Annotated in this window: 25 protein-coding genes and 13 tRNA genes; 7 read left to right on the top strand and 31 right to left on the bottom strand. The window is 45.2% G+C overall.

Going from position 1 to position 25,842, the window contains the following annotated elements:
• Positions 1-50: 50 nt before the first annotated feature.
• A tRNA-Asp gene (locus tag FKN16_RS21105) sits at positions 51-127 on the top strand.
• A gap of 558 nt (positions 128-685) precedes the next feature.
• Positions 686-2,122, top strand: coding sequence for an NAD-dependent succinate-semialdehyde dehydrogenase (locus FKN16_RS21100; RefSeq protein ID WP_170903482.1), 1,437 nt, complete (start codon positions 686-688; stop codon positions 2,120-2,122).
• Between the two features lie 284 nt (positions 2,123-2,406).
• Here FKN16_RS21100 and FKN16_RS21095 read toward each other — a convergent pair.
• The 16 genes from FKN16_RS21095 to mutY all read right to left on the bottom strand — a co-directional run bounded on the left by FKN16_RS21095 (position 2,407) and on the right by mutY (position 8,526).
• A tRNA-Asn gene (locus FKN16_RS21095) sits at positions 2,407-2,482 on the bottom strand.
• 15 nt (positions 2,483-2,497) lie between these two features.
• Positions 2,498-2,573 (bottom strand) — tRNA-Thr (locus tag FKN16_RS21090).
• Positions 2,574-2,613: 40 nt separating this feature from the next.
• Positions 2,614-2,689 (bottom strand) — tRNA-Asn (locus FKN16_RS21085).
• Positions 2,690-2,711: 22 nt separating this feature from the next.
• A tRNA-Thr gene (locus tag FKN16_RS21080) sits at positions 2,712-2,787 on the bottom strand.
• Between the two features lie 52 nt (positions 2,788-2,839).
• Positions 2,840-2,915, bottom strand: a tRNA-Phe gene (locus tag FKN16_RS21075).
• A 233-nt stretch (positions 2,916-3,148) separates the two neighbouring features.
• Positions 3,149-4,774 carry a methyl-accepting chemotaxis protein gene (locus FKN16_RS21070; RefSeq protein ID WP_170903481.1) on the bottom strand — a complete coding sequence of 542 codons (1,626 nt, stop codon included), beginning with the start codon at positions 4,772-4,774 and terminating at the stop codon, positions 3,149-3,151.
• Between the two features lie 291 nt (positions 4,775-5,065).
• Positions 5,066-5,141 (bottom strand) — tRNA-Asn (locus FKN16_RS21065).
• Between the two features lie 38 nt (positions 5,142-5,179).
• A tRNA-Phe gene (locus tag FKN16_RS21060) sits at positions 5,180-5,255 on the bottom strand.
• A gap of 7 nt (positions 5,256-5,262) precedes the next feature.
• A tRNA-Thr gene (locus FKN16_RS21055) sits at positions 5,263-5,338 on the bottom strand.
• Between the two features lie 70 nt (positions 5,339-5,408).
• Positions 5,409-5,484, bottom strand: a tRNA-Asn gene (locus FKN16_RS21050).
• Between the two features lie 54 nt (positions 5,485-5,538).
• Positions 5,539-5,614, bottom strand: a tRNA-Phe gene (locus FKN16_RS21045).
• Positions 5,615-5,621: 7 nt separating this feature from the next.
• Positions 5,622-5,697: transfer RNA gene (locus FKN16_RS21040), tRNA-Thr, on the bottom strand.
• A 66-nt stretch (positions 5,698-5,763) separates the two neighbouring features.
• Positions 5,764-5,839: transfer RNA gene (locus FKN16_RS21035), tRNA-Phe, on the bottom strand.
• 100 nt (positions 5,840-5,939) lie between these two features.
• Positions 5,940-7,079 (bottom strand): membrane-bound lytic murein transglycosylase MltC, encoded by a 1,140-nt coding sequence (mltC, locus tag FKN16_RS21030; protein WP_005393998.1) that lies wholly within the window; start codon positions 7,077-7,079, stop codon positions 5,940-5,942.
• Positions 7,080-7,157: 78 nt separating this feature from the next.
• Positions 7,158-7,430, bottom strand: a complete 273-nt coding sequence (locus tag FKN16_RS21025) for an oxidative damage protection protein (RefSeq protein WP_005381002.1) — start codon at positions 7,428-7,430, stop codon at positions 7,158-7,160.
• A gap of 19 nt (positions 7,431-7,449) precedes the next feature.
• Positions 7,450-8,526: an A/G-specific adenine glycosylase gene (gene mutY / locus FKN16_RS21020; RefSeq protein ID WP_170903480.1), complete on the bottom strand. Its 1,077-nt coding sequence runs from the start codon at positions 8,524-8,526 to the stop codon at positions 7,450-7,452.
• A 203-nt stretch (positions 8,527-8,729) separates the two neighbouring features.
• Here mutY and trmB point away from each other — a divergent pair, with 203 nt between their 5' ends.
• The 3 genes from trmB (at position 8,730) to glsB (ending at position 11,514) form a co-directional block, all read left to right on the top strand.
• Positions 8,730-9,449 carry a tRNA (guanosine(46)-N7)-methyltransferase TrmB gene (trmB, locus tag FKN16_RS21015; protein WP_006743099.1) on the top strand — a complete coding sequence of 240 codons (720 nt, stop codon included), beginning with the start codon at positions 8,730-8,732 and terminating at the stop codon, positions 9,447-9,449.
• Between the two features lie 17 nt (positions 9,450-9,466).
• Positions 9,467-10,495: a DNA methylase gene (locus tag FKN16_RS21010; RefSeq protein ID WP_104970972.1), complete on the top strand. Its 1,029-nt coding sequence runs from the start codon at positions 9,467-9,469 to the stop codon at positions 10,493-10,495.
• Positions 10,496-10,593: 98 nt separating this feature from the next.
• On the top strand, positions 10,594-11,514 hold the full coding sequence (glsB, locus tag FKN16_RS21005; RefSeq protein ID WP_005381007.1) for a glutaminase B: 921 nt from the start codon (positions 10,594-10,596) through the stop codon (positions 11,512-11,514).
• A 90-nt stretch (positions 11,515-11,604) separates the two neighbouring features.
• On the opposite strand, the gene hemW is transcribed toward glsB, so the two are convergent.
• From hemW to FKN16_RS20970, 7 genes are all read right to left on the bottom strand, one after another.
• A complete protein-coding gene (hemW, locus tag FKN16_RS21000) occupies positions 11,605-12,783 on the bottom strand; it encodes a radical SAM family heme chaperone HemW (RefSeq protein ID WP_170903479.1) in 1,179 nt (392 codons plus the stop codon).
• 18 nt (positions 12,784-12,801) lie between these two features.
• The gene (locus FKN16_RS20995) at positions 12,802-13,404 is read right to left on the bottom strand and encodes an XTP/dITP diphosphatase (protein ID WP_074191809.1); all 603 of its coding nucleotides are present in this window, start codon (positions 13,402-13,404) and stop codon (positions 12,802-12,804) included.
• A 118-nt stretch (positions 13,405-13,522) separates the two neighbouring features.
• Entirely contained in the window at positions 13,523-13,954 is a 432-nt protein-coding gene (locus tag FKN16_RS20990; protein WP_005393982.1) for a DUF4426 domain-containing protein, read from the bottom strand.
• A gap of 126 nt (positions 13,955-14,080) precedes the next feature.
• The gene (yggU, locus tag FKN16_RS20985) at positions 14,081-14,371 is read right to left on the bottom strand and encodes a DUF167 family protein YggU (RefSeq protein ID WP_005393980.1); all 291 of its coding nucleotides are present in this window, start codon (positions 14,369-14,371) and stop codon (positions 14,081-14,083) included.
• A complete protein-coding gene (locus FKN16_RS20980) occupies positions 14,371-14,928 on the bottom strand; it encodes a YggT family protein (protein WP_012841393.1) in 558 nt (185 codons plus the stop codon). The genes yggU and FKN16_RS20980 overlap by 1 nt, the downstream gene beginning before the upstream one ends.
• Positions 14,929-14,980: 52 nt before the next feature.
• Complete coding sequence (proC, locus tag FKN16_RS20975; RefSeq protein ID WP_047008834.1) at positions 14,981-15,799, bottom strand: pyrroline-5-carboxylate reductase; 819 nt, start codon at positions 15,797-15,799, stop codon at positions 14,981-14,983.
• Between the two features lie 160 nt (positions 15,800-15,959).
• The gene (locus FKN16_RS20970) at positions 15,960-16,661 is read right to left on the bottom strand and encodes a YggS family pyridoxal phosphate-dependent enzyme (protein ID WP_170903478.1); all 702 of its coding nucleotides are present in this window, start codon (positions 16,659-16,661) and stop codon (positions 15,960-15,962) included.
• Between the two features lie 28 nt (positions 16,662-16,689).
• On the opposite strand from FKN16_RS20970, the gene FKN16_RS20965 reads away from it, so the two are divergent.
• The gene (locus FKN16_RS20965; protein WP_005381015.1) at positions 16,690-17,730 is read left to right on the top strand and encodes a type IV pilus twitching motility protein PilT; all 1,041 of its coding nucleotides are present in this window, start codon (positions 16,690-16,692) and stop codon (positions 17,728-17,730) included.
• 20 nt (positions 17,731-17,750) lie between these two features.
• On the top strand, positions 17,751-18,857 hold the full coding sequence (locus FKN16_RS20960; protein ID WP_006743091.1) for a PilT/PilU family type 4a pilus ATPase: 1,107 nt from the start codon (positions 17,751-17,753) through the stop codon (positions 18,855-18,857).
• Positions 18,858-18,918: 61 nt separating this feature from the next.
• Here FKN16_RS20960 and ruvX read toward each other — a convergent pair whose 3' ends face one another.
• The 8 genes from ruvX to metK all read right to left on the bottom strand — a co-directional run bounded on the left by ruvX (position 18,919) and on the right by metK (position 25,648).
• Positions 18,919-19,344 (bottom strand): Holliday junction resolvase RuvX, encoded by a 426-nt coding sequence (ruvX, locus tag FKN16_RS20955; protein WP_005381017.1) that lies wholly within the window; start codon positions 19,342-19,344, stop codon positions 18,919-18,921.
• 34 nt (positions 19,345-19,378) lie between these two features.
• Positions 19,379-19,942, bottom strand: coding sequence for a YqgE/AlgH family protein (locus FKN16_RS20950; RefSeq protein ID WP_005381020.1), 564 nt, complete (start codon positions 19,940-19,942; stop codon positions 19,379-19,381).
• A 128-nt stretch (positions 19,943-20,070) separates the two neighbouring features.
• Positions 20,071-21,021: a glutathione synthase gene (gene gshB, locus FKN16_RS20945; protein ID WP_006743090.1), complete on the bottom strand. Its 951-nt coding sequence runs from the start codon at positions 21,019-21,021 to the stop codon at positions 20,071-20,073.
• Positions 21,022-21,034: 13 nt separating this feature from the next.
• A complete protein-coding gene (gene rsmE / locus FKN16_RS20940; RefSeq protein ID WP_005393970.1) occupies positions 21,035-21,766 on the bottom strand; it encodes a 16S rRNA (uracil(1498)-N(3))-methyltransferase in 732 nt (243 codons plus the stop codon).
• Positions 21,767-21,882: 116 nt separating this feature from the next.
• Entirely contained in the window at positions 21,883-22,578 is a 696-nt protein-coding gene (endA, locus tag FKN16_RS20935; protein ID WP_047008832.1) for a deoxyribonuclease I, read from the bottom strand.
• Positions 22,579-22,728: 150 nt separating this feature from the next.
• Positions 22,729-23,226: a SprT family zinc-dependent metalloprotease gene (locus tag FKN16_RS20930; RefSeq protein WP_012841396.1), complete on the bottom strand. Its 498-nt coding sequence runs from the start codon at positions 23,224-23,226 to the stop codon at positions 22,729-22,731.
• A gap of 68 nt (positions 23,227-23,294) precedes the next feature.
• A complete protein-coding gene (locus FKN16_RS20925) occupies positions 23,295-24,092 on the bottom strand; it encodes a DUF2189 domain-containing protein (protein ID WP_005393959.1) in 798 nt (265 codons plus the stop codon).
• 401 nt (positions 24,093-24,493) lie between these two features.
• Entirely contained in the window at positions 24,494-25,648 is a 1,155-nt protein-coding gene (gene metK, locus FKN16_RS20920) for a methionine adenosyltransferase (RefSeq protein ID WP_005381027.1), read from the bottom strand.
• Positions 25,649-25,842: the final 194 nt, after the last annotated feature.

The raw sequence follows: 25,842 nt of genomic DNA, 5'->3' as shown, positions 1-25,842 counted from the left end.
AGGCTTTAAATTTTGGACACTTGCTGATTACAAGCGAGTGATACCACTGCGGAGTGGTAGTTCAGTTGGTTAGAATACCGGCCTGTCACGCCGGGGGTCGCGGGTTCGAGTCCCGTCCACTCCGCCATTTATATTAAGCCCCAGTCGAAAGACTGGGGCTTTTTCGTTAATGCAAGTATATTTCTCCCTTCGTTCGAATGACTCCCGCAGAAGGCCTACTCGTAGCCCGGATCCGCTGCCACTTTTGAAAGACTAAGACTTTTGGTATCTGTAGTGCCAGCTTTCTCTGTAACCGAGTTGCACAATTCTAGTTGAATGTAATCTTGCCCATTTCTCTACAGATTCGAGCCTATAGTAAATGCTGGAGACCGATGAATCCGCATGAGCTAGCTCGTAGTCTGCATTCTTGCCACTGCGTATTTCGTTAACGCTCCTCTCTAATAAGAGTTTTCTACTGCTACTTCGCACATATTCATCGTTCTAGTGTTCTGGATAGTCCCTAGGAGAATGGATTGCTGGGGTTTGTTACCGCTAGTCTGATTTAGTCATTGGAAGAGAATGAGCGTCTAGACTGTTAAGAGAATAAAGTCATTCGAACATTCATGTCTTTTAGAAAACTTTGTTTTCTTTGCTGATCTTGCTAGTAAAGATTAACCTAAGAGGAGTTCTCGTAGGAGTAAGTTTGATGATGCAACAAATAAAAAATGAAACCTTGAAATCCGTATTTAAACAATGGTCTTCCGAAGAGGGAATTGTGGTCATCAACCCTGCAACTGAGCAAGAGTTAGTTCGATTAAAGCCCAGTGCTCTTGAGGAATTAGATGACATTATTGGTAAGTGTAAAACCGAGCAAATTCGCTGGGCAAAGTTAAGTGCCAAAGAGCGCTCTCGTCGCTTGAAAAAGTGGTATCAATTACTCCTTGATAATGCAGAAGGCATTGCCACAATTATTACCTTAGAGCAGGGAAAACCATTAACTGAAAGTAAAGGAGAGGTGATGTATGGTGCCTCTTTTGTCGAGTGGTTCTCAGAAGAAGCCAAACGTGCTTATGGCGAAGTTATACCTGCCCCCACGACAGATCGACGTCTGTCTGCTATTCGCCAGCCTGTAGGGGTATGCGCTGCAATTACGCCGTGGAACTTCCCTATTGCGATGATTACAAGAAAAGCAGCACCAGCCCTGGCGGCAGGCTGTGGTATGCTGATTAAACCCTCTGAGCTTACACCTCTTACTGCAATTGCTGTTGTTGAATTAGCTTATCAGGCAGGAATCCCAAAAGAACTGCTTCCTGTGGTGGTATCAGAGCAGGCAGCTGAGTTTGGCCAAGTACTAAGTACTGATCCTAGGATTAAGAAAGTTTCTTTTACGGGCTCTACGCGAGTCGGGAAGATTTTGATGAAACAAGCCAGTGACTCTGTCAAAGCGGTTTCGATGGAGTTAGGTGGTAATGCACCTTTTATTGTTTTTGAAGATGCAGATTTAGATGCGGCGGCGGAAGGGCTTGTCGCTTCGAAGTTCCGTAATGCAGGGCAAACATGTGTTTGTACCAATCGGCTGTATGTTCATGAAGGTGTAAAACAAGTTTTTATTGAAAAAGTATTGTCGAAGTTAAACAAATTACAGCTTGGTAATGGTTTAGAGAAAGGTGTCACATTAGGTCCGGTTATTACGATGGCTTCTAAACATCGTCTAGAGGCGGTGATCGATCAAGCTGTACAAGAAGGGGCTTCTATTGCCAACTCTCCACAGAGACGCCCTGGGCGCTTTATGGAGCCCGTTCTTTTGGATAGCGTCAAGCAGCATATGTCGATTGTTCAGCAAGAGCTATTCGGGCCTGTGTTACCTATTATTGCCTTTGAGAATGATGAACAAGTTCTCGGAATGGCGAATGACACAGAGTATGGTTTGGCTTGTTACTTCTACACGAATAACTTCAAGCGTATTGTTGCTTTCAGCGAAGGTCTGGAATACGGCATGGTTGGTGTCAATGAGGGGATTATTTCTACTGAGGTGGCCCCGTTTGGTGGAGTGAAAGAATCAGGAGTTGGCCGAGAAGGTGCGAAACAAGGGCTCGATGAATATTTGGAGACAAAGTATATTTGTCTCGGTGGTTTAAGCTGAGTTGGTTGATTTAAGCAAAAAGCTGGGTTTTACCTGGCTTTTTTTGATCTGGGAGATGTGTGCCACCCACTATGATTATTATTTATTGGTGAACATTGCTTATGGTGGGACTATCGATAGAAAGCAGAGTTGTTGGTGAGCAGATATTCCACTCTAAGTTAAGCGATGCCTTCAAGGTAATGATCTAAACTCTGATTTTCTTTCCTGAGTGACATGAGTAGAAAAGAGTTTGACTTTAAACCAATGCAAAAAAGCCGTATCAAGAGATACGGCTTTTTCTAATATGGCTCCTCCTACTGGACTCGAACCAGTGACCTGCGGATTAACAGTCCGTCGCTCTACCAACTGAGCTAAGGAGGAACAAATTTTAATAAGTGGTGCCGACTACCGGAATCGAACTGGTGACCTACTGATTACAAGTCAGTTGCTCTACCTACTGAGCTAAGTCGGCACATTTTCGTTAATAAGTAATCGACTTACTAACTGAAAAATGGCTCCTCCTACTGGACTCGAACCAGTGACCTGCGGATTAACAGTCCGTCGCTCTACCAACTGAGCTAAGGAGGAATTGTCTTTTTAAGAGAATAAATGGTGCCGACTACCGGAATCGAACTGGTGACCTACTGATTACAAGTCAGTTGCTCTACCTACTGAGCTAAGTCGGCACACTATATTCTTTAAATATTGTTCGTGCTAAGCACCAACAATTAATAATTGTGGTGCCCGGAGGCGGAATCGAACCACCGACACGAGGATTTTCAATCCTCTGCTCTACCGACTGAGCTATCCGGGCGACGAGGTGTATTAAACGGTTTTTCGGCTCTTAGGTCAACCATAAAATTAAAATAAAATATCGTTTGATGAAAATGTGCTCGGAGTGGGCTGTTTTTATGCATTTTTGATACAAATACACCATTAACTAAGCTTTCTTTAATGGAGAGATAGGAGTTTGAAAGTAGAGTAAATGGATAAAAACAAAAAAAGCACGCTTGAAAACGTGCTTTATACTAAACAATTGACTTTAACCTAGTGCTTTACAGAGAACTTGTTTACCCAACCTTCTAGCTCATCCGCCAGCGAAGCTAAACTTTGAGTGCTTGATTGACTCTCCGTTACCACAGAGTTGAGCTGGCTTCCGCTTTCCTCGATAAGATTTATGCGCAGCGCAATATCATCGCTAACCTGAGTTTGTTCGGCTGCTGCGGTCGCGATCTGCTGACTCATTGCGGTGATAGATTCTAAAGCCGTTACAATTTGCTGCAGAGCTTCAGAGGCATTCTTAGACTCTGTTACTGTGCCCTCACTGGTTTCTGCACACACTTCCATTGTGTGAATAGCGTTACGGGAACCTTCTTGCAGGTTGGAGATCATATGCTGAATCTCTTTAGTGCTATCTTGTGTTCGGCCTGCAAGGTTACGCACCTCGTCGGCAACAACGGCAAAGCCTCGACCTTGCTCTCCGGCACGTGCTGCTTCAATGGCAGCATTGAGTGCGAGTAAGTTTGTTTGCTCTGCAATATCGCCAATTACATCGAGCACTTTCACTATACTATTTACATCCTGATCTAGATCGGCGACCGCTTTACTTGCAGTATTTAATTGAGAAGCCAAACCTTGAATGTTTTCAACAGTACTGTGAATCAGCTTCTGAGTATGCTGACTTTGTTTATCGGCTTCGTCTGTGTTGTTTGCTGTATCACTTGCCGAGTTGGCAACATGGTTGGCTGAAGATGCCATTTCAGTCATCGCAGTGGCAATCATTGCTGTTGACTGCTGCTGGGATACGGTGAGATCGGCAATCGTATTTGAGCGAGATTCTACGGCAGATAACTCAGCGCGCAGTGCGTGCATGGATTTCTCAAGGTTTGTCACCATGGTGGCTAGTGATTGACTCATATCTTGCACCGCACGATAGATACTTCCTCTCGGCGCCACTGCATCAAAACTGGTCTGAATGTCGCCTTGTGCGACAGCTTGAACTGCTTTGCGCACATCGTTTGGCTCTCCACCAAGTAGATTGAGCATCTTGCGAATCGAGATAATCAGGCCACCGAGAATACTCCCCGCGATAACTAAACACAGTACAAGCTGCCATTGGGCGGTAGCCCAGAAGCGAGCATTCACCTCATTAAAACCGATCCCTGTACCTACAACCCAGCCCCAATGTGGTGTTTTCTCGGCAATAGAGTGTTTTTCTTCAATGCTTCCGTCGGGCTGCTTTTGACTCCAAGTATATTCGACGATTTGACCTGTTTTGCGCCCCAAAACATCTAAGATAAGCTGACCGACGCTGTTGCCATCACCATCACGAAAATCGTGAAAGCTTGTGCCATGTAATTGAGGGTCAAGCGGAGCTGCAACAAAAATCATGTTCTCATCTGCGACATAAACGTATTCGTTGTCTTTGTAGATATTATTACGAAGTAGGCGAGTGGCTAATGATTTCGCTTCGTCCTCTGGCATTTTGCCTTCGATAGCCATTTTTTCTACTTCGGTAAGAATGCTGTACGCACTTTTGAATAGCTCAGTAACCCGAGCTTTGTTATCAAGGTTACTTGCGACGCGAAGTGTCCATAAGCCCGTTGCGGTCAGTGCTAGGAGTGCTAGCAATATGATCGCAGATAATAAATAGGCTTGAGTTTTTAGTTTCATATTTGGCTCACAAATAAAGTGTCATAACTATGCAAGGCATAGCTAAAAGAAGAAATGTAATAACTCGGGCATCTTAGTGAAGATGAATATGAGCGCATACTAGTGCGTATTGAAATTATGATGAGGATTAAATTTTTATCGTAAAATAAGTGTTTTTTAGAGATTGGGCTTAATATTTTGCGATGCTAGAAACAGAGAAACAGAGAAACAGAGAAACAGAGAAACTGGGGGAATGAAATGAACGTAGGGCAGATGCCAAAAAGCCGCATCAAAAGATGCGGCTTTTAAAAATGGCTCCTCCTACTGGACTCGAACCAGTGACCTGCGGATTAACAGTCCGTCGCTCTACCAACTGAGCTAAGGAGGAATTATTCGTGTATCGTGTTTAGCAATGACACCAAATAATGGTGCCTCGAGGCGGAATCGAACCACCGACACGAGGATTTTCAATCCTCTGCTCTACCGACTGAGCTATCGAGGCAAAAGAATGGTGCCGACTACCGGAATCGAACTGGTGACCTACTGATTACAAGTCAGTTGCTCTACCTACTGAGCTAAGTCGGCACACTTTATTCTTTTTAGAAGAGATGAACTCTTCGTTTTAAGAATCTCATTTTTATGAAATTCTTGAAGTTGGCTCCTCCTACTGGACTCGAACCAGTGACCTGCGGATTAACAGTCCGTCGCTCTACCAACTGAGCTAAGGAGGAACTATCCTGTTTTGTGTCTTGCCAATGATTTAAATTAAGCAAGCGCACCAAATATGGTGCCTCGAGGCGGAATCGAACCACCGACACGAGGATTTTCAATCCTCTGCTCTACCGACTGAGCTATCGAGGCAAAAGAATGGTGCCGACTACCGGAATCGAACTGGTGACCTACTGATTACAAGTCAGTTGCTCTACCTACTGAGCTAAGTCGGCACGCTTTATTCTTTGTGCTTTTGTCCGTGTTATAACATTTCGTTAAGACACCAACAAATCAAATTGTGGTGCCCGGAGGCGGAATCGAACCACCGACACGAGGATTTTCAATCCTCTGCTCTACCGACTGAGCTATCCGGGCGACGGAGCGCTATTAAACGGATTTTCCCGCTTTGCGTCAACCACTTTTTTTAAATAATTTCAAAAAAGTGCTTGTTCGAACGCTTTTTATTCAACTGTCACTACAAAGTTTGCTTTGAGTTAAATTCCTTTTTGAAATTTGTAACTTTTTCTAGGTAACGACGTGCTTCTGCGTTCGGATGTTTCTTAGTTAATGCCCAATAAACTTGGTTGGGTTGCAACGAATTAAGATCTTGCATTGCGCGTTTGCGATCGCTGCGATGGAATGTGTTTAAAACACCTCCAGTACCGCCATTGTAAGCGGAAATCATACTGTACTCGAGAGAGGTAGGGTGATGGACTTCTCTTAAATAACGATTTTTTAAGATGTAGAAATACGCAGTACCGGTATCGATGTTGTTTTCTGGATTAAACAAATATTCAGGGCTTGGTTGGCCTGAGCGCTTTTTCACGAGCTTGAATACGTCTCGACCGGCGGTTTTAGGTACAACTTGCATTAAGCCATACGCATTTGCCCAACTTACTGCGTACGGGTTGAAGCTGCTCTCGGTTTTAATAATGGCGTATATCAAATCTTCTGGAATATCGTATTTTTTGGAAGCTCGGCGCACGATATCGGCGTATTGGTAGCTGCGTGTTGAAAAATGATCTTCAACCATGGGGATTTCGACGTAATACGCTTTCTTGAAATCAACGTCTTTGGTCTTGATCTTGTTTGCGATGAGATACTCCGCAAATCGGTTTGCACGCCAAGACCACTGAATTGGCTTATTGTCTTGATCGACAACTTGTTTATACAGAAATGGTTGCCCTTCTAACGTGATTCCTTTTGAGGAGAACAAGTCTACGTGAGCTGGATCGTCTGGCGTGAGTAAGGTAGTGACAATCGCCTCTTTGAGGTGCTTTTGGGGCTCGGTCGGTGATACGGTTTCAATCGTGATCACGCCTTTGCGAAAGTCGACCTCGGCACGGCTAAGGTAGTTATCGATATATTTGACGTAATTACTTTTGCCTGCGTACTTAATTTCTTTTTTACCCCAGCGCTTTTGAATATTACCAGAGAAACTATTAATCAGGGCATCTAACGCGGCGGTATCTTTTTCAAATTGTCCAGGTAGCTCAGCTAAGTTATTGGCAAAACGGTTTGTGGGCTCGTAGTTGACGTCATAAATCTTTTCGACGAATTCACGGCTACAGCCAGCCATTAAAAGTGCGGCAGCAATAAAGACAATTTTTTTCATAAGTATCAGGGCTATTGAAGGTAATAGAAAAATGACACCACAAGTGGTTGTGATGTCATTGTTTTAACTCAAGCGACTTTATTCGCTCGGCGGTGTGTAACCTTCGATATGAACGTCTTTTCCTTCAAAGAGGAAGTTTACCATTTCTGTTTCGATCAGTTTTCGGTGCTCTGGATCCATCATGTTGAGTTTCTTTTCGTTGATCAACATGGTTTGTTTGTGTTGCCACTGAGCCCACGCTTCTTTCGAGATGTTGTCGAAAATGCGTTTACCTAGTTCACCAGGGTAAAGTTGAAAGTCTAGACCTTCGCCTTCTTTTTTTAGTCGAGCACAAAATACAGTGCGGCTCATAATGACTCCTTGTATTCAATTAACGAAGTTCGTGGGGTAGCGCTTCCAGCAATAGTTTTACTGGCGCGGCTAAACCGACTTCTTCAGGTTTAGATAAGTTATACCAAAGACCTTTGTTGCCTTCCATTATCACGTCCGGTTGCTTTGATAAATCAATCAAAATTGGCGTGATATCGAGGTGGTAATGGCTAAAGGTATGGCGAAAGGTAATCAGTGTTTGCTGCTGCTTGATATTGCTGGCTTGAATGCCACGTTGATCCAGTAGCAATTCAATGTCGCTTTCTACATCCACATGTTCGGTTTGTGGGAAGCAAAATAAGCCACCCCAAATGCCTGTTTGTGGTCTTTGTTCTAACCACACTTCATGACCATTTTCGGTGTTGTGGTGAAGCATTACAAAACGAGTTTGCTTGATTGGCCTGTCTTTTTTCGGTTTTTTACCCGGGTAATCGAGCACATTGCCTTGTTGTTTTGCCACACACAGATCCGCCACAGGGCAGAGGCTACATTTGGGTTTGCTGCGTGTGCAGACCATTGCGCCCATGTCCATCATTGCCTGGTTATACTTATCTACGTCCGTTTGTGGGGTATGCGTTTCGGCAATTTCCCACAGCTGGTTTTCAACCTTTTTTTGTCCTGGCCATCCTTCGACTGCGAAACAGCGGGATAGGGTGCGCTTCACGTTGCCATCGAGAATCGCATGTGGTTGTTTATACACAGACGATAAAACGGCGGCTGCGGTAGAGCGGCCAATCCCCGGTAAGGCGTTCATTTTCTCTATATCAAGAGGAAACTCACCATTGTATGTAGAGGCGACCTCTTGTGCTGCTTTGTGAAGGTTACGGGCTCGGGCGTAATACCCTAAGCCAGTCCAAAGGTGCAGGACTTCATCTTGCTCAGCATTGGCAAGATCGATCACGGTTGGAAAACGCTCCAAGAAACGTTGGTAATACGGAATAACCGTAGTGACCTGAGTTTGCTGAAGCATGATTTCAGACAACCAGACAGTGTATGCGGTCTTATTTTGTTGCCACGGAAGATCTTTTCTTCCATATGCGTCATACCATTCTAGGATGGCATTGGCGAAAGGTGTCACGACTTGCTCTGTATTCTATTATTGGTTAGGTGCAAAATTGCACCACATAATGGGCAAGAAGTACAACGGATAAACAGTAGGGATATAAAGAGGTGTGCTATTGCTTTTGGGCTGCCATAGGCCAAGAGCTCAACAAATACTTGCACCTCAGTAAATTCTTTGGATAATCCCCGCTTTGATTAATCAATGTGCAGGCAAAATCAATGAGTGAAGTAACCACTAACGAATACAACGAAGACGGAAAGCTGATCCGCAAAATCCGCAGCTTTGTGCGCCGTGAAGGGCGTTTGACTAAAGGTCAAGAGAGCGCGATGAATGAATGCTGGCCAACGATGGGTATTGACTTCAAAGCTGAACTTCTCGATTGGAAAGAAGTGTTTGGCAACGATAACCCAGTAGTGCTTGAGATCGGTTTTGGTATGGGTGCTTCATTGGTTGAAATGGCAAAGAATGCACCAGAGAAGAACTTCATTGGTATCGAAGTACACAGCCCGGGTGTTGGTGCTTGTCTTGCGGATGCGCGTGAGGCGGGAGTTACTAACCTGCGTGTGATGTGCCATGACGCAGTGGAAGTGTTTGAGCATATGATTCCAAACGGCAGCCTATCGACACTGCAGTTGTTCTTCCCAGACCCTTGGCACAAGAAACGTCACCACAAGCGTCGCATCGTTCAATTAGGTTTTGCTGAAATGGTTCGTGAGAAGCTGATCCCTAATGAAGGTATTTTCCACATGGCGACAGACTGGGAAAACTACGCAGAGCACATGATTGAAGTTATGAACCAAGCGCCAGGTTTCGAAAACATTGCTAAAGATGGTGATTTCGTTCCTCGTCCAGACGACCGTCCTTTAACGAAGTTTGAAGCTCGTGGTCACCGTCTTGGTCACGGTGTGTGGGATATCAAATATAAGCGTATCGCGTAACTAGAGGAGTTCATGGGATGTACCATTACGCGATATTAGCGAATCCGGGTCATAACCGAATTTACTTTGATAGCGCAATGACCATTGCCTGTTCAGAGCTAAAAGCAATTTTAGCTTCACAAGGCGTGGATGTGACAGAAATTGGTAGTAAAGAGGTTGGCTTACCTGCAGCGTTGGTGTTTTCTTGTCAGGAAGCTCTAAGCGATGAGCAGACGCGAAGAATCGCAGCCTCTTCGATTTACTATGCACTATTTGAAGTGCGCGAAGATGGTTTACTTCGACCAATTCAAGCGTCAGCGTTCAATACTTTCCCGGAAAGCATGAGTCAGATTCTGCGTTATACCGGGAAAACAAACGAGCAGTTTACTCGCTTGATGGTAAATATCGGCATTAGTGCGTCCAATACGGGAAGTGAGCAGCTGACCTTAATGGATCCAATGTGTGGTAAAGGTACAACCTTGTTTGAAGGCTTGATCCATGGTTTGAACGTTGTGGGGGTAGAGATCAATGCCAAGTGGGTGCAAGAGATCCAGACCTTTATCGTTAAGTTCATGAAGAATGGCCGCTTTAAGCACAAAGTGAGCAAAGAAAAGCGCACTGCGGGTGGCAAGAAAGTGGCGGATGGTTTCGTGGTTGAAGCTGCAGCAAATAAAGAAGATTACAACCAAGGCAATCTTCAGTTTATGAAGCTGTATTCGGCTGATACTCGTATCGCTGATCAAGTCGTGAAAAAGAACTCAGTTGACGTGATGGTGTCTGACTTGCCTTACGGCGTGCAGCACGGCAGCAAAAATGCCAAGGACAGCAAACTGAACCGCAGCCCACTAGAGCTTTTAAAAGAGGCTCTGCCTGCATGGAAAGTGGTACTGAAAAAACAAGGTTCAGTGGTGTTGTCTTTCAATGAATTTACGTTGAAATGGAAAGACGTCGCGGCATTATTTGAAGAGCAAGGTTGGAAGGTACTTTCAGAAGAGCCTTACATCGGTTATCTTCACCGTGTTGATCAATCTATCAACCGCAATATTATTGTGGCAGTAAAACCATAATCGACTTGAGTCGAACGAACCCTATGGAAAAGCCAACGACACGTTGGCTTTTTTTACCTCTGAGCTCAACGAGTTCTCTTGTAAATAGAAGGTAGAGAATGAAACCGACAGTGGAAATTTTGACAGATATTTTGGCGGAAGTGCGCCCTTTAATCGGCCAAGGCAAAGTGGCTGATTACATTCCTGCTCTGGCAAAAGTACCCAGCAACAAGTTAGGTATTGCGGTATACACCAACGAAGGTGAGGTTATTAAGGCGGGCGATGCCGATGAACCTTTCTCTATCCAATCTATTTCAAAAGCATTGAGCTTGACGTTAGCGATGTGCTTGTACAAGCAAGAAGAAATTTGGTCTCGAGTGGGAAAAGAGCCTTCGGGGCAGGCATTTAATTCGCTAATCCAGCTAGAAATGGAGCAAGGTATTCCTCGCAATCCTTTTATTAATGCTGGAGCGATAGTTGTGGCGGATCTGTTGCAAACTCGCTTATCTGCACCTCGTCAGCGCCTATTGGAATTTGTACGTCAGCTTTCTGGTGATACTCATATTGTGTATGACAAAGTCGTCGCGGCATCCGAAATGATGCATGGTGATCGAAATGCGGCGATTGCATATCTCATGCGCTCGTTTGGCAACTTCGAAAATGAAGTGATTCCAGTGCTGCAAAACTACTTCCACGCTTGTGCGCTGAAGATGAGCTGTGTCGATTTGGCTAAAACGTTTAGCTATTTAGCAAACAAGGGCACATCGGTACAAACGGGTAAGCCTGTTGTTTCTCCCGTGCAAACCAAACAACTTAATGCGCTGTTAGCAACGTGTGGCTTGTATGATGGCGCGGGCGAGTTTGCTTATCGCGTTGGTATGCCTGGTAAGTCTGGTGTTGGTGGTGGCATTATCGCGGTAGTACCTGGTGAAATGACCATTTCAGTATGGTCTCCAGAGCTTGATCCTTCAGGTAATTCGCTTGCGGGTACTAAGGCGCTTGAACTGCTCTCAGAGCGAATTGGCCGTTCAATTTTCTAATGTTGGAAATGTGTCAACCTTATTTAGGATGGTACTGTTTCTAAATAAAAAGCCTCTCAATTGAGAGGCGTTTTTTGTTTTGGGGTTGCGTTACTCTTCGCTTTCTTCGGCCATAAAGGCTTCGAGCAAATCATTAAGGAAGAGCTTCCCTTTTTCAGTAATTTTCCAATGGGTAGGCGTTTCACTCAGGTAGCCCATTTCTATCGCCCAGTCGATGGTTTCTTGAATCGTACTAAGCGGTAAGCCCGTGGTGTCCACGTAATCTTGCTTCGGGCATGCTTCCATTAAGCGGAATCGGTTCATAAAGAACTCGAATGGACGGTCTTCATCCGCGACGACATGTTCTGTATGCAGATAAGGTTTGACCATATTTTGATAAGCCGCTAAATAGCCACGCGGGTGTTTTACCTTTGTCGTTCGAATAATACGCCCGTCGGTAAAACTGAGTTTGCCATGAGAGCCACAACCAATACCAAGGTAATCGCCAAAGCGCCAGTAGTTGAGGTTGTGCTGACACTGATAGCCCGGCTTGCTGTAACCCGAGATTTCATATTGCACATAACCCGCGGCTGAAAGTTTTTGGTGTCCGAGCTCGAAAATATCCCACAAGTCATCATCGTCAGGTAGCGTTGGTGGCTTGTAGTAGAACATGGTGTTTGGTTCGATGGTCAGCTGATACCAAGACAGGTGCGGCGGTGCCAACTCAATAGCTTTGTCCAAATCTGCCAAGGCTTGTTCGATGCTTTGATCTGGTAAGCCGTGCATGAGATCGAGGTTAAAGCTGTTCAAACCGATTTGGTGCGCCAGCTTAGCAGCATTGACGGCTTCGTCTTGGCCGTGAATGCGCCCCAAACGCTCAAGCTTCTGTTGCTCAAAGCTTTGCACGCCGATAGAGATACGCGTTACACCAGCTTTGCGGTAGCCAACAAAACGCTCTGCTTCGATGGTGCCTGGGTTAGCTTCCATGGTGATCTCAATTTCTGGCTTAAACGGAATACGCGCTTCAATGCCCTTAAGTAGACGCTCGATGCCTTCTGCCGAAATCAAACTCGGCGTACCACCACCAATGAAGATTGAATGCAGTGGACGTGGCACTTCGTTAAGGCGGTATTTCTCAATGTCAGTATCTAAATCTTCTAGAAGAGCACTGATGTACTCTTCTTCTGGAATCTCGGTTTTGAGCGCGTGAGAGTTAAAGTCGCAATACGGGCACTTTTGTACACACCAAGGGATGTGTACATACAAGCTGAGTGCTGGGGGCGTTAACATGGTCTAATTCGCTCGTGATTACTGAGACACTTGCTCAGACAGTTGAGCAAACAACGACTTGAGTGCTTTACCGCGGTGAGACAGTTGTTTTTTACGTGCAGGTTCAAGTTCGGCTGACGCACAGTTGTTTTCAGGAACAAAGAAGATTGGGTCGTAGCCAAAGCCATTTTCACCGTGTGCTTCAGTTAGAATGCGGCCTTCCCATTTTCCGTGGCAGACGATAGGCGTTGGGTCGTTCTCGTGGCGCATGAGGACTAATACGCAGTGGAAACGTGCTGTACGTTCTGCTTCTGGTACGCCTTCCATTGCCGCTAGCAATTTTTCTAGATTCTCTTGATCAGATGCGTTCTCGCCTGCGTAACGTGCAGAGTAAATGCCCGGAGCGCCTTTTAAGAAATCGACTTCTAAGCCAGAGTCATCTGCAATCGCAGGAAGCCCTGTTTCTTGTGCAGCATGGCGAGCTTTGATGATCGCGTTTTCAATGAAGGTTGTACCCGTTTCTGCTACTTCCGATACATTGAATTCACTTTGCGCTAATACTTCAAAACCGAAGTCAGACAATAAATCTGCCATTTCACGAACTTTGCCTTGGTTACCGGTTGCTAGCACAATTTTTTTCATGGGAATCTCTTTTAATAGTGATAGAGGAGAACAAATCGTTCTCCTCTAGATATTCTTTAACTAATAAGTGGTTTTTAGCCTGCTTAGATCCAAAAGCTTTTGGATCATCACAACCCAATTACTCTTCAACATAAAACTTCTGGGTGAATTTAAGCTTACCTGAGCCTTTGTTTCCAGCTTTTACGTCAATATCGAAAGTAAAAGTTTCTTCGTGGGTAATTGGTAGTTCGGCTAAATAGTATATCGCATTGCCTTCTTTGACTTCACGAAAGGACAAGGTCTGAGTTTGGCCGATGAGGTTTTTCGCGCGTCCAGCAATTTTTGCTTCTAATGCAGGTTTACCCAATGAAGCTCTATCTAGCACGCTAATATTAACCACAGCGAGGTATCCATTACGCTTGATATCGTAGCTACGTGCGACTTTCGGTGTTAAGAATGTCGAGTTAAACGCGACATAGTGTACTTCGATATCTTTCATATTTTTAAACTGATCGGCGAAGCTTGGTAACGACAATAGGCTGATCAGTAATGCGGTAATCCATTTGCTCATTGTTACTTCCTCAAAGCACTTGTTATAAAACAACCATAGCCGCAATTTACCTTGGTCACGGGATAAAAATGCGAACTCAGTCATTGGTACTAGTAAGTGTGGTACAAAATTGTAAATAAAAAGCCATCATAAGATGGCTTTAATTTCTGTCGGTATCTGGGTAGGCGATTCTATCCGAATTTGTTTGTGCCGTCCTAATTCACCTTTTTCTATGTGAACCAAACCCTTAGCGATTTTAAACTGCTTGGCTAAGAACTTAGTTAGGTGCGCATTAGCTTTGCCATCGACAGGTGGAGCAGTAATGGCGATTTTGAGCTCTTCACCATGCAAGCCAACAATTTTATCGCGGCTTGCTTTAGGTTGAATATAGAGCTTTAGGATGATGTCCTCGCCATCTTGCCAAACTGCGGCTGACATTATAACTGGAACCAAATTGGACCAATGATATCACCCATCAAGAAGTTCGCGAACTGCAAGCCAATAAACAGTACCAGTACGCTCAAATCAAGACCACCAATAGCCGGGATAATACGACGGATTGGTGCGCACATTGGCTCGGTTAATTGATGGAATACGTACTCGATAGGGCTGCGACCTTGGCTTACCCAGCTCAAAATTGCACGGATCAATAGTACCCAGAACAGCAGACCTCCAGCGGCTTTGATTAATGATAACAAGCCCAAGAACAAGAAATCAGCGCTGAAAGAGACGGAACCGTTCGAAGCTATCAGGATCAGAACGACAAATTTAAGCACACACAATACGTAGGCAAACAACACTGTTGCTAGGTCAATATTCCCCACGGATGGGATAATGCGGCGCAGTGGACCAATGACCGGCTGAGTCGCTTTTACTATGAATTGCGAGAATGGGTTGTAGAAGTCTGCGCGTGCAGCTTGCAACCAAATTCGCAAAATTACGACCATGATATACAGGTCAAATAGGGTTGAGATGAGAAAACTCATTGAATTCATAAGGTACCCTTAACAAGTGATGGATGATACTAAACGGAGTTCATCCAAATAATTAAAACAGTTTTTCCATTTCTTCCGCGCGAGCCACAGCAGCTTGCATGGCTTTAGCAACAATATCTGAAAGTTGATGTTCGTTGAATGTACGCAGTGCTTCTGCCGTTGTCCCACCTTTCGATGTCACGTTCTCACGCAGGGTCGATAGCTCAGTTTCTGGGTTGCTAACCACCATACTGGCCGCACCCAATGCAGCTTGCTGAACCAATAGTCGAGCGGTGTCTTTATCAAAGCCTTGAGCAATCGCTTCTGCTTGCATTGCTTCCATAAACAGAAAGAAGTATGCCGGAGCACTGCCCGCTGCGGCAATCACATTATTGATACCAGACTCTTGCTCAACCCAGCATACCTTACCGACCGCTTCCATTAACTCTGCGGCAAAAGCCTTGTCTTGCTCAGTTACATGAGCTGGTGCGAATAAACCACTCATGCCCAACCCAAGTTGTGATGGCGTATTTGGCATAACACGAACCAAGTTCAATTTTGTCGCTAGCATATCATCCAATCGTGAACAGTTGATGCCAGCGGCAATAGAAATCACCAGTTTATTAGTGAAATCGATCGCTTGCAGTGGTTTACAAACATCCGCCATCATTTGCGGTTTCACAGACAATACCACCACATCCGCTTCGGTCGCAGCTTGGATGTTATCGCTGGTGGTACGGATGCCAAAATCTTGTTCTAGCGGAAGACGGCGAGCCTCTGAAGGAGCTGTCGCGGTAATGTTTTGCGCTGGGTATCCGTTAGCAACCAAGCCAGAAACAATGGCTCTCACCATGTTGCCAGCACCAATGAAGGCGATTTTTTTATGTTCCATTTGTCTGATTTCCATCATGATATTTAGAGTTTGTTGTGCGCTCAGGTGTATAATGGCGCCGCTGTTACTTACTGCTCCTATTAGCGAGTAAGATGATTGCGCGATTTACGCTCTAACTATTAACGACATAACTTATGTCGCGAGTGAGCGTTTTGTTGATTTAGCTGTAGTCTCGCGCGCCGAAAATAGCGGTTCCAATACGAACCATTGTACTACCAGCTTCGATTGCAGCGGTCATATCACCACTCATTCCCATTGATAATGTATCGATTTCTGGGAACTGAGCTTCGAGTGTTTGCTTCAACGTAGCCAACTTCTGAAATTCATGAAGTTGTGATTCGTAGTCAGACACGTTGGCAGGAATCGACATCAACCCTCTTAAAGTGAGGTTGGGTAGGCGAGAAATCAACTCCGCCAGCTCGAGTACTTCCGCTTCGGTGACACCAGACTTAGATGCTTCACCACTGGTGTTAACCTGAATCAGAACTTGTAGCGGTTTAAGTTCGCTGGGACGTTGATCATTCAGGCGTTGAGCAATCTTGGTTCGATCGATGGTGTGAACCCAATCGAAATGTTCAGCAACAAGTCGCGATTTATTCGACTGAATCGGGCCAATGAAGTGCCATTCGATTCGATTATCTGGATAATGCTCGGCAAAGTGCTGAACTTTACTGACGCCCTCTTGGACGTAGTTTTCACCAAAGGCGGTTTGTCCCGCTTGGTAGGCTTCGAGAATTGCCTCGACAGGTTTAGTTTTGCTTACCGCTAGAAGTTGCACTGACTCTGGAGTTCGACCACATTTTTGCTCGTCATATCGAATTTGAGAGGTGATATGTTCAATATTTTGTTGAATACTACTCATAGCTGTACTTTAGACTTAAGGATTTTAAATGGATATCACTGAGTTACTGGATTTTAGTGTAAAACATAATGCCTCGGATCTACATCTTTCTGCAGGTGTCCCACCAATGGTTCGTATTGATGGGGATGTGAGAAAACTAGGCATTCCAGCGTTTACACACCAAGAAGTGCATCGTTTGGTTTTCGAAATCATGAACGATGCCCAACGCAGTGAGTTCGAAGAAAAACTCGAAGTCGACTTCTCTTTTGAGTTGCATAACGTTGGTCGTTTCCGTGTCAACGCTTTCAACCAATCTCGTGGCTGTGCGGCAGTATTCCGTACCATTCCAAGTAGCATTCCAACTTTGGAAGAGCTGGAAGCTCCCGAGATCTTCAAAAAAATTGCGAACGCTGAAAAAGGCTTAGTTCTGGTTACTGGCCCAACAGGTTCTGGTAAATCGACGACCTTAGCAGCCATTGTTGACTACATTAATCGTAATCACAACAAGCACGTACTCACAATTGAAGATCCGATTGAATTTGTTCACAACAACAATAAATGTTTGATCAACCAGCGTGAAGTACACCGTGATACGCATAGTTTCCAAAACGCACTGCGCAGCGCATTACGTGAAGACCCGGATGTCATTCTGGTTGGTGAGATGCGTGACAAAGAAACCATCAGCCTTGCGTTAACGGCAGCGGAAACGGGGCACTTAGTGTTCGGAACGTTACACACCAGCTCGGCGGCAAAAACCATTGACCGTATTATCGATGTGTTCCCTGGTAGTGATAAAGACATGGTGCGCTCGATGCTTTCTGAGTCCCTTCGTTCGGTTATCGCGCAAAAGTTATTGAAACGTAATGGTGGTGGCCGTATTGCATGCCATGAAATCATGATGGCAACGCCTGCGATTCGTAACTTGATCCGCGAAGACAAAGTCGCGCAGATGTATTCGATCATTCAAACTGGTGCGGCTCACGGCATGCAAACCATGGAGCAAAATGCTCGTCAGTTAATGGCACAAGGTATGGTCGCTCGTGAAGAGGTCGATAGTAAGATCGGGTTAGAAGTGCAGCAATTCTCGTAATACGTAGGTGAACACGGAAGATGGATCTAAATAAATTTCTCGAAGGTATGCTGGCGCTGAAAGCGTCGGATCTTTACATCACGGTTGGTGCGCCAATTTTGTTTCGCGTGGATGGCGAATTGCGACCACAGGGTGAAAAACTTACCGAGAGTGATGTGGCGGCATTACTCGACAGCGCTATGGAGCCAGATCGGCGTCAGGAATTTCGTAAAAGTCGTGAGTCGAATTTTGCCATTGTGAGAGATTGTGGCCGCTTCCGTGTTAGTGCCTTTTTTCAACGGGAATTACCGGGTGCGGTGATTCGTCGTATTGAAACCAATATTCCCACCTTTGAGCAATTAAAGTTACCGTTAGTGTTGCAAGATTTAGCGATAGCCAAGCGTGGTTTGGTGCTGGTGGTTGGTGCTACTGGGTCAGGTAAATCCACCACAATGGCGGCAATGACGGGCTATCGAAACAGCAACAAGACGGGACACATTTTGACGGTCGAAGATCCGATCGAATTCGTGCATGAGCACAAGCGCTGTATCGTGACTCAACGCGAAGTTGGGTTAGATACGGAAAGCTATGAAGTTGCGCTTAAAAACTCGCTGCGTCAAGCGCCAGATATGATTTTGATTGGCGAGATCCGTAGCCGTGAAACAATGGAATACGCGATGACATTCGCTGAAACAGGTCACCTGTGTATGGCAACGTTGCACGCCAACAACGCCAACCAAGCCTTAGAGCGCATTCTTCACTTGGTACCGAAAGATCAAAAAGAACAATTCTTGTTTGATTTGTCGATGAACCTAAAAGGTGTGGTTGGTCAGCAGCTGATCCGAGATAAGAATGGGCAGGGGCGTCATGGTGTGTTTGAGATCTTGCTAAATAGCCCACGAGTATCGGATTTGATCCGCCGCGGAGATTTGCATGAGTTGAAGTCAACCATGGCTCGCTCAAATGAGTTTGGTATGCTGACGTTCGATCAATCTCTTTATAAGTTGGTGATGCAAGGTAAGATCAGCGAAGAGGATGCGCTGCACAGTGCCGATTCGGCGAATGATTTGCGCTTGATGTTGAAAACGCAACGTGGCGAAGCATTCTCTACGGGCAGTCTTGCTAACGTTAAGATCGATATGGATTAAGCGTGTTTAGACGAAAAAAGGTTGGCACTTGCCAACCTTTTCTTGTTTTGAGTATTGTGTTTTATTCACCCCAGAGGGCTTCAAACCAGCTTTCTAGAATCACCACCGCTGACTGGCAGTCCACATTCCCTTTCGATAGGGCTTTGTAGCCGCCCATGCTGAACAACTCCGCACGAGCTTCTGCTGTAGATAAACGCTCATCATGCAGTTCAACAGGTAAGCCGTATCGGCCTTGCAGACGCTTAGCAAATTTTCGTGCACGAGGGGTTATGGTCTCAAGGTCTTTGCCATGAAGATCAGTTGGTAAACCGACCACTAGCAAATCTGGTTGCCACTCTTTGATTTGCTTTTCGATATCGTCCCAATTTGGAATACCGTCATTGGCTTTAAAGGCTTTTAATGGGGAAGCCGTACCAGTAATTTCTTGGCCAATAGCGCTACCAATGCTTTTGGTTCCAAAGTCAAAAGCCATAATTGTGCGTGACATAAGGTGTCTCTATCTAATGTAACTGTATTTCGGACTAAGCATGCCCAGAGTCTGCTGAAAGATGACTGGGGTCGATGCCCAGCTTTTCGACCGCTTTCTTCCAACGCTCGTTGATTGGTGTATTAAAGATAATTTCAGGCGTCGCTTCAATGGTGAGCCAAGAGTTTTCGACCAGTTCACTTTCTAATTGACCTGCACTCCAACCTGAATAGCCAAGTGCCACTAAGTAATCACTTGGTTCTGCTTCTGTTCCTAACACCGAAAGAATATCACGTGAAGTGGTTACAGCGAGATCATCAGTCATTTGGACGCTGGACTCGTAGTAATCTTTAGGTTTATGCAGAATAAAACCACGATCTTCCGAGATTGGGCCGCCATTGTAGACTGGTCTATCTAGGCTGGCTTCAAATAGGCGCGGGTGTACTGGCTGAACTTCCACCTGCTTGAGCATGTTGCCGACGGTGATATCAACAGGAGCATTGATCATCAACCCCATAGCGCCGTCTTCGTTGTGCTCACAAACGTAGATCACGCTGTTTTGAAAGTACGGATCTTTCATCCCAGGCATGGCAACTAAAAAGTGATTTGTGAGATTCATACTCATATTGACCCTTAACTCTCGTAAATGCCCCTAAGCAAACATCATACAGTTTACCATCTAGGTATGTGCATGAGTTTGCTTAAGTTAATGTACTACGCTCTCTATTAACTGTAATACAGTTTGAGTTATTCGCCTTTTACTCGACGCTCAATCGCATCCATCAGTTTGCCAGTGATTGAGATGTCAAAAGCCGCTTCAATTTCGCGAATACAGGTTGGGCTGGTGACGTTGATTTCCGTTAGCTTATCGCCAATTACGTCAAGGCCAACAAAGATAAGGCCTTTTTCTTTCAGTGTAGGAGCCACAGTTTGAGCAATCTTAATATCGGTCTCGCTTAGTGGTCGAGCCTCACCTGTGCCACCAGCTGCAAGGTTACCGCGCGTTTCACCTTTTGCAGGAATACGAGCTAGACAGTAAGGCATTGGTTCACCATCTACGACTAAGATACGTTTGTCACCGTTGCTGATATCTGGCACGAAGGTTTGCGCCATTGCGTAGTTTTGACCGTGGTTGGTCAGTGTCTCGATGATTACAGAGACGTTAGGGTCGTTTTCTTTTACGCGGAAGATAGATGCGCCGCCCATACCATCAAGCGGTTTTAGGATGACATCACCATGTTTTTCACGAAACTCTTTAATTTTCTCTGCTTTTCGCGTCACGATTGTCGTTGGTGTCAGCTCAGGGAACCACGCTGTAAACAGTTTTTCATTACAATCACGTAGACTTTGAGGTTTGTTAACGATCAGTGCACCTTGTTCTTCTGCACGCTCAAGGATGTAAGTCGCGTAGATGTATTCTGTGTCAAACGGAGGATCTTTACGCATTAGTACAGCGTCTAGCTCAGACAGTTCGATCGTTTGCTCTGATTTGAACTCGTACCAACCGTTTGGATCTTCTTTTAGCTCCACCACTTTAGTATCTGCAATGGCAACGCCTTGATCGAGATGCAGATCATTCATTTCCATGTAGTGGATTTCATAGCCGCGTCGTTGCGCTTCAAGCATCATGGCAAAGCTAGAGTCTTTTTTGATGTTAATGGACGAAATTGGGTCCATCACAATGCCGAGTTTGATCATTATTTTTCTCCGTTTAACCAAGATCGCCGAAACGAACTTGTAAGGCTGTAATTGCTGTCAGAGCCGCTGTTTCGGTGCGCAGAACGCGAGGGCCGAGTAGCGTTTCTTCAAATTGATATTCTCGAGTCATCTCGATCTCTTCAGACGATAAACCGCCTTCAGGGCCGATCAGTAGGCGCACTTTCTCAACAGGTGTTGGCAGTGTGTTGATTGAGTAGTTAGCACGAGGATGAAGATTGAGCTTTAAGCCATCGTACTCTTCTTTACACCACTCTTCCAAGCTCATAATTGGACGAATTTCTGGAACGACATTGCGTCCACACTGCTCACAGGCACTGATGGCGATTTTTTGCCATTGCGCGAGTTTTTTCTCAAAGCGCTTTTGGTCAAGCTTGACGCCACAACGTTCGGAAATCAGAGGTGTGATGGTATTGACGCCAAGTTCCACTGACTTTTGGATAGTGAACTCCATCTTATCGCCACGTGAAATAACTTGACCAAGGTGCAGGTCTAAAGGGGATTCAATACTGTTTTCTACACGCTCAGTAATGTTAACCAAAACCGTCTTTTTGCTGACTTCACTGATAACCGCTGGGAATTCTGCGCCGCTGCCGTCAAATAGGAGAACGTCTTGGCCTTCTTTCATGCGCAGAACACGGCCGATATGGCCTGCTGCGTCGTCACTTAAAGCAAGTGAGCCAAGTTGATGAATGGTTTCTGGATGATAAATTCGAGGGATACGCATGAGATTTCCAGCAAGAGAATAAACTTAAACCCTAACATGGATGCTTTAAACCGAAAAAACAAGGGGCAAGAAGCGTTTCAATATCAGTTATTGAAACGCTTCAAGGTAGAGGAGCACTAGAGTGCGCGACAGGCTTTTTGAACAAATGGGTTATGATTGCCTTGTACTTTGGCAATGCGCTCGTCACGCTCACATTCCCATTTATCGACTGGGTAGGTTTTGTTCCAAGCACTCATCAACTGCGTTTGCTGTTTTGATAATTTAAAGCCGTACTCTTTGCTCATGTATAGGTAGGTACGAGCAATCGAACCTCGAGCACGGTCTGGTGGCATGACTTTACGCTGCTTAAAGTTCACTTGCATCTCACAGCGACCATAACTCACGCCATCGATACCGTTCCATTGGCTAAAGTTGTAGTTCGAACGGTCACCGTTTACTTCACCAATGGCTGGGGTTAGGTTGTGCAGGTCTGCTTCCATCAAGCGAAAGGTTTTGTCTTTTTTCTTGCAGTTTTTACGTCCACCATCTTGCCAGCATTGACGCTGGTGGCCAAACTGCCACGCAGGTACCACATGCTCCCATTCGATTCGTGCGGCCCGCTTTTCCTGTTTACGGACTTGGTAACCGCAAGAGGCTAAATCTGGGGAGCCTTTTTTGCCTTGCCATTGAATGTTGCAGCCACAGTAAAAGCTCGTTGGATGGTCTTGATAAATTTTTACCGCCTCACGTTTGGCGGCAGAGAATGAGCTTGGTGGCGCGGCAACCGCAGTGCTAGAAAGCGCGATAAGTAACAGAGAGAATAGGTATTTCATGATTAAAGTCTTTATAAAGTATGACTTTATTCATGATAACACGCATAAAATAGCTTTAGTGATGAGTAAGTTAACAATAAATGGCGAAGGGAAGGTTTTGATAAACTCGATCTTTATTTTGGGAACGCAAGTAACACTATGAGATATAGATTACGATAACTGAACGCCCGTGAAGTTAAGTGGTTGGCGGCATTTTTGACAAGAGTACGTCGCCTCTTTGCGCAGCACTTTATTATGACGGCGAATCGATAGAGGGTAGGTCATACAGCCACAACGATACTCAAAGGTTTTACCTTGAACGGATTTTACTTCAAAGCTGTGAGTGGTTTTGGCGGGCACTTTAAATACGGCTTCCATGACACCTTGCCATTCTTTGCCGTGAGGTCTAACTCGTCCGTAAACCTGATAAGTAATCAGGTGTGCTACTTCATGAGGAATGACTTCATCTAAGAATGCCTGGGTGTTTTCGCGAAATAAAACGGGGTTTAGGCGAACTTGATTTAATTGAAGGTAGGCTTTTCCTGCCGCTTTTCCGCGGACGTTGAAGGTGACCGTTGGAATAGGAAAAGAACGTTTGAAAGCTTGCTCTGCCATCGCGATGCAGTCCGCCATCACTTGCTTGGCTTTATAGCTTAGTTCTATATCCACAACTCACCTCGATAAATCAAATAAAAAAGCCCCCACATTCGCGAGGGCCAGATCATAGCATCAGTTAATTACGGAGTGTGTTTTTTCTTGATGGTGGCATGGTAAGCGTGCCATGTACCGTAGCCTAGAATTGGCATGGTAAACAACATTCCGATCCCGTACGTTGCAAAGCCGATAAGAATACCGCCGCAGATGATCGCCGCCCAAACAATCATCGCTGGAATGTTGGATTTCACCGCATTAAAGCTAGTAAATACAGCGGTCATCATGTCTACGCGACGCTCCATCATGAGTGGAATAGAAAAGGCTGAAATGCTAAACACCACACAAGCCAAAACAAAGCCAACTAGAGAGCCGATGACAAGGAAGGGGAGGAACTCACTTAAAGATGCCCCTTGAACAGAAGGGTAAAGCGCATGAAGTAGAGCGGCAATACGCATCCAAAATATCATACACACTGCGAGTAACACGGCGAATGCCCATTGAGATGTTGAATTACGACCGATCGCTTTCATGGAATGGAACAAGCTAGCTTTGTGTCCGCGCTCTCTCTCCCAACTGGCATCATACAAGCCGAGCGCGAGAAATGGACCGATTAACATGTAAACAATCAAACTGGGCATGACGACCAAGTGTGTGCCTTGCCATTGTACGAGCAAAACAATACCTATCGCAGCCGCCATAAAACAGATGCCATAGAAAGCACTGATGAGGGGCATTCGCACGAAATCATGCAGACCTAATGCGAGCCAATGAAAAGGTGCAGAAAGATTGACCGTATTGCACGGTATGGTTCTGGCGTATTCGTTATCTGGCACTTCCTTTCGCTTGTTGTGGAAGTCCGATGGATTAACAGTTCGAGGCATAACTCCTCCTTGATTTATTCCCACATTATCCGCTTATACCAACTGACAGCGGTTTTTGTTCAGGCAAACTTGAAGCGACTTTTTCAAGCTTACTTCTGAGCATTGGCTTAGTTTGGTATCGGCCATAAAGATGCCTGACTCGTGTCTTTCGTAAGTGTTGCTGCCACAGTCGCCAGCATCCGACGTCTCTATTTAAATTGGAATTAACAATATTTTAACTATTGGCGGAGATGGGATAATTTACAAATAATTGCTTAAAATTTATTCGGTATAAAAATGAGGGAGAAACAGGACTGCTTTGTGGGGCAGGGCGGTATGAGCTGAAATGGCTGGATAAAAGTTGCTGAAAATAAAAAGCCCCCGCCATAGGCGAGGGCTTGATTGATTCTTGCTTGGCTTGATTATTTGATGCCAGCGAAATCGCGTAGAAGTGCAGCTTTGTCTGTCGCTTCCCACGGGAATTCTTCACGACCGAAGTGACCGTAAGCCGCTGTCTTCTTGTAGATAGGTTGAAGAAGGTTAAGCATTTCTTGTAGACCGTATGGACGTAGGTCGAAGAATTGACGAACCGCTTCAATGATGATGTCGTGAGATACTTTCTCAGTACCGAACGTTTCCACCATGATAGACGTTGGATCAGCAACACCGATTGCGTAAGAAAGTTGGATCTCACAACGGTCAGCCATGCCAGCCGCTACGATGTTTTTCGCTACGTAACGTGCTGCGTATGCTGCACTACGGTCAACTTTTGATGGATCTTTACCAGAGAACGCACCGCCACCGTGACGAGCTGCGCCGCCGTAAGTATCTACGATGATCTTACGACCTGTTAGACCACAGTCACCCATAGGACCACCGATTACGAAGCGACCCGTTGGGTTGATGAAGAAGTTTGTTTCTTTGTTGATCCACTCAGAAGGTAGCACTGGTTTAATGATCTCTTCCATTACCGCTTCACGCAGGTCTGAAGTTGAGATTGAATCACAGTGTTGAGTTGAAAGAACAACTGCGTCGATACCAACGATGTTACCTTGATCGTATTGGAATGTTACCTGAGATTTTGCATCAGGACGCAACCAAGGTAGTGTGCCGTTTTTACGAACTTCTGCTTGCTTTTGAACAAGACGGTGAGAGTAAGTAATTGGCGCTGGCATTAGTACTTCAGTTTCGTTACAAGCGTAACCAAACATGATGCCTTGGTCGCCTGCACCTTGTTCTTTAGGGTCAGCTTTATCAACACCTTGGTTGATATCTGGCGACTGTTTACCGATTGTGTTTAGTACCGCACAAGAATCTGCGTCAAAGCCCATATCTGAATGTACGTAGCCGATTTCACGAACGGTTTCACGAGTTAACTCTTCGATGTCTACCCATGCTGAAGTCGTGATTTCACCACCCACCATTACCATACCGGTTTTAACGTAAGTCTCACATGCAACACGAGCCTTTGGATCTTGCTCTAGAATCGCGTCAAGAACCGCATCAGAAATCTGGTCTGCAATTTTATCTGGATGACCTTCTGATACTGACTCAGAAGTAAACAGGTGCTTAGCCATGTTAGCTCCACTATATCTGGTTTAAAACTGGGGAATGATAAACTCTCCAGCGCAAATTAATACTAATTTTTGTAGGTGTATCTACATCTAGACGTCTATTCTAAATTTGATTGCTCGAATTACAAGCTCTTTTTTGGTTTTTGTTATAACCAAACGTTTGCCTGATTTATTGATAATTTTAAGAACTTCGAACG

Origin of the sequence: Vibrio sp. 11-4(1) (assembly GCF_013048625.1) — a bacterium.
Classification (GTDB): domain Bacteria; phylum Pseudomonadota; class Gammaproteobacteria; order Enterobacterales; family Vibrionaceae; genus Vibrio; species Vibrio diabolicus.
This window is presented reverse-complemented; position numbering and strand designations above follow the sequence as displayed.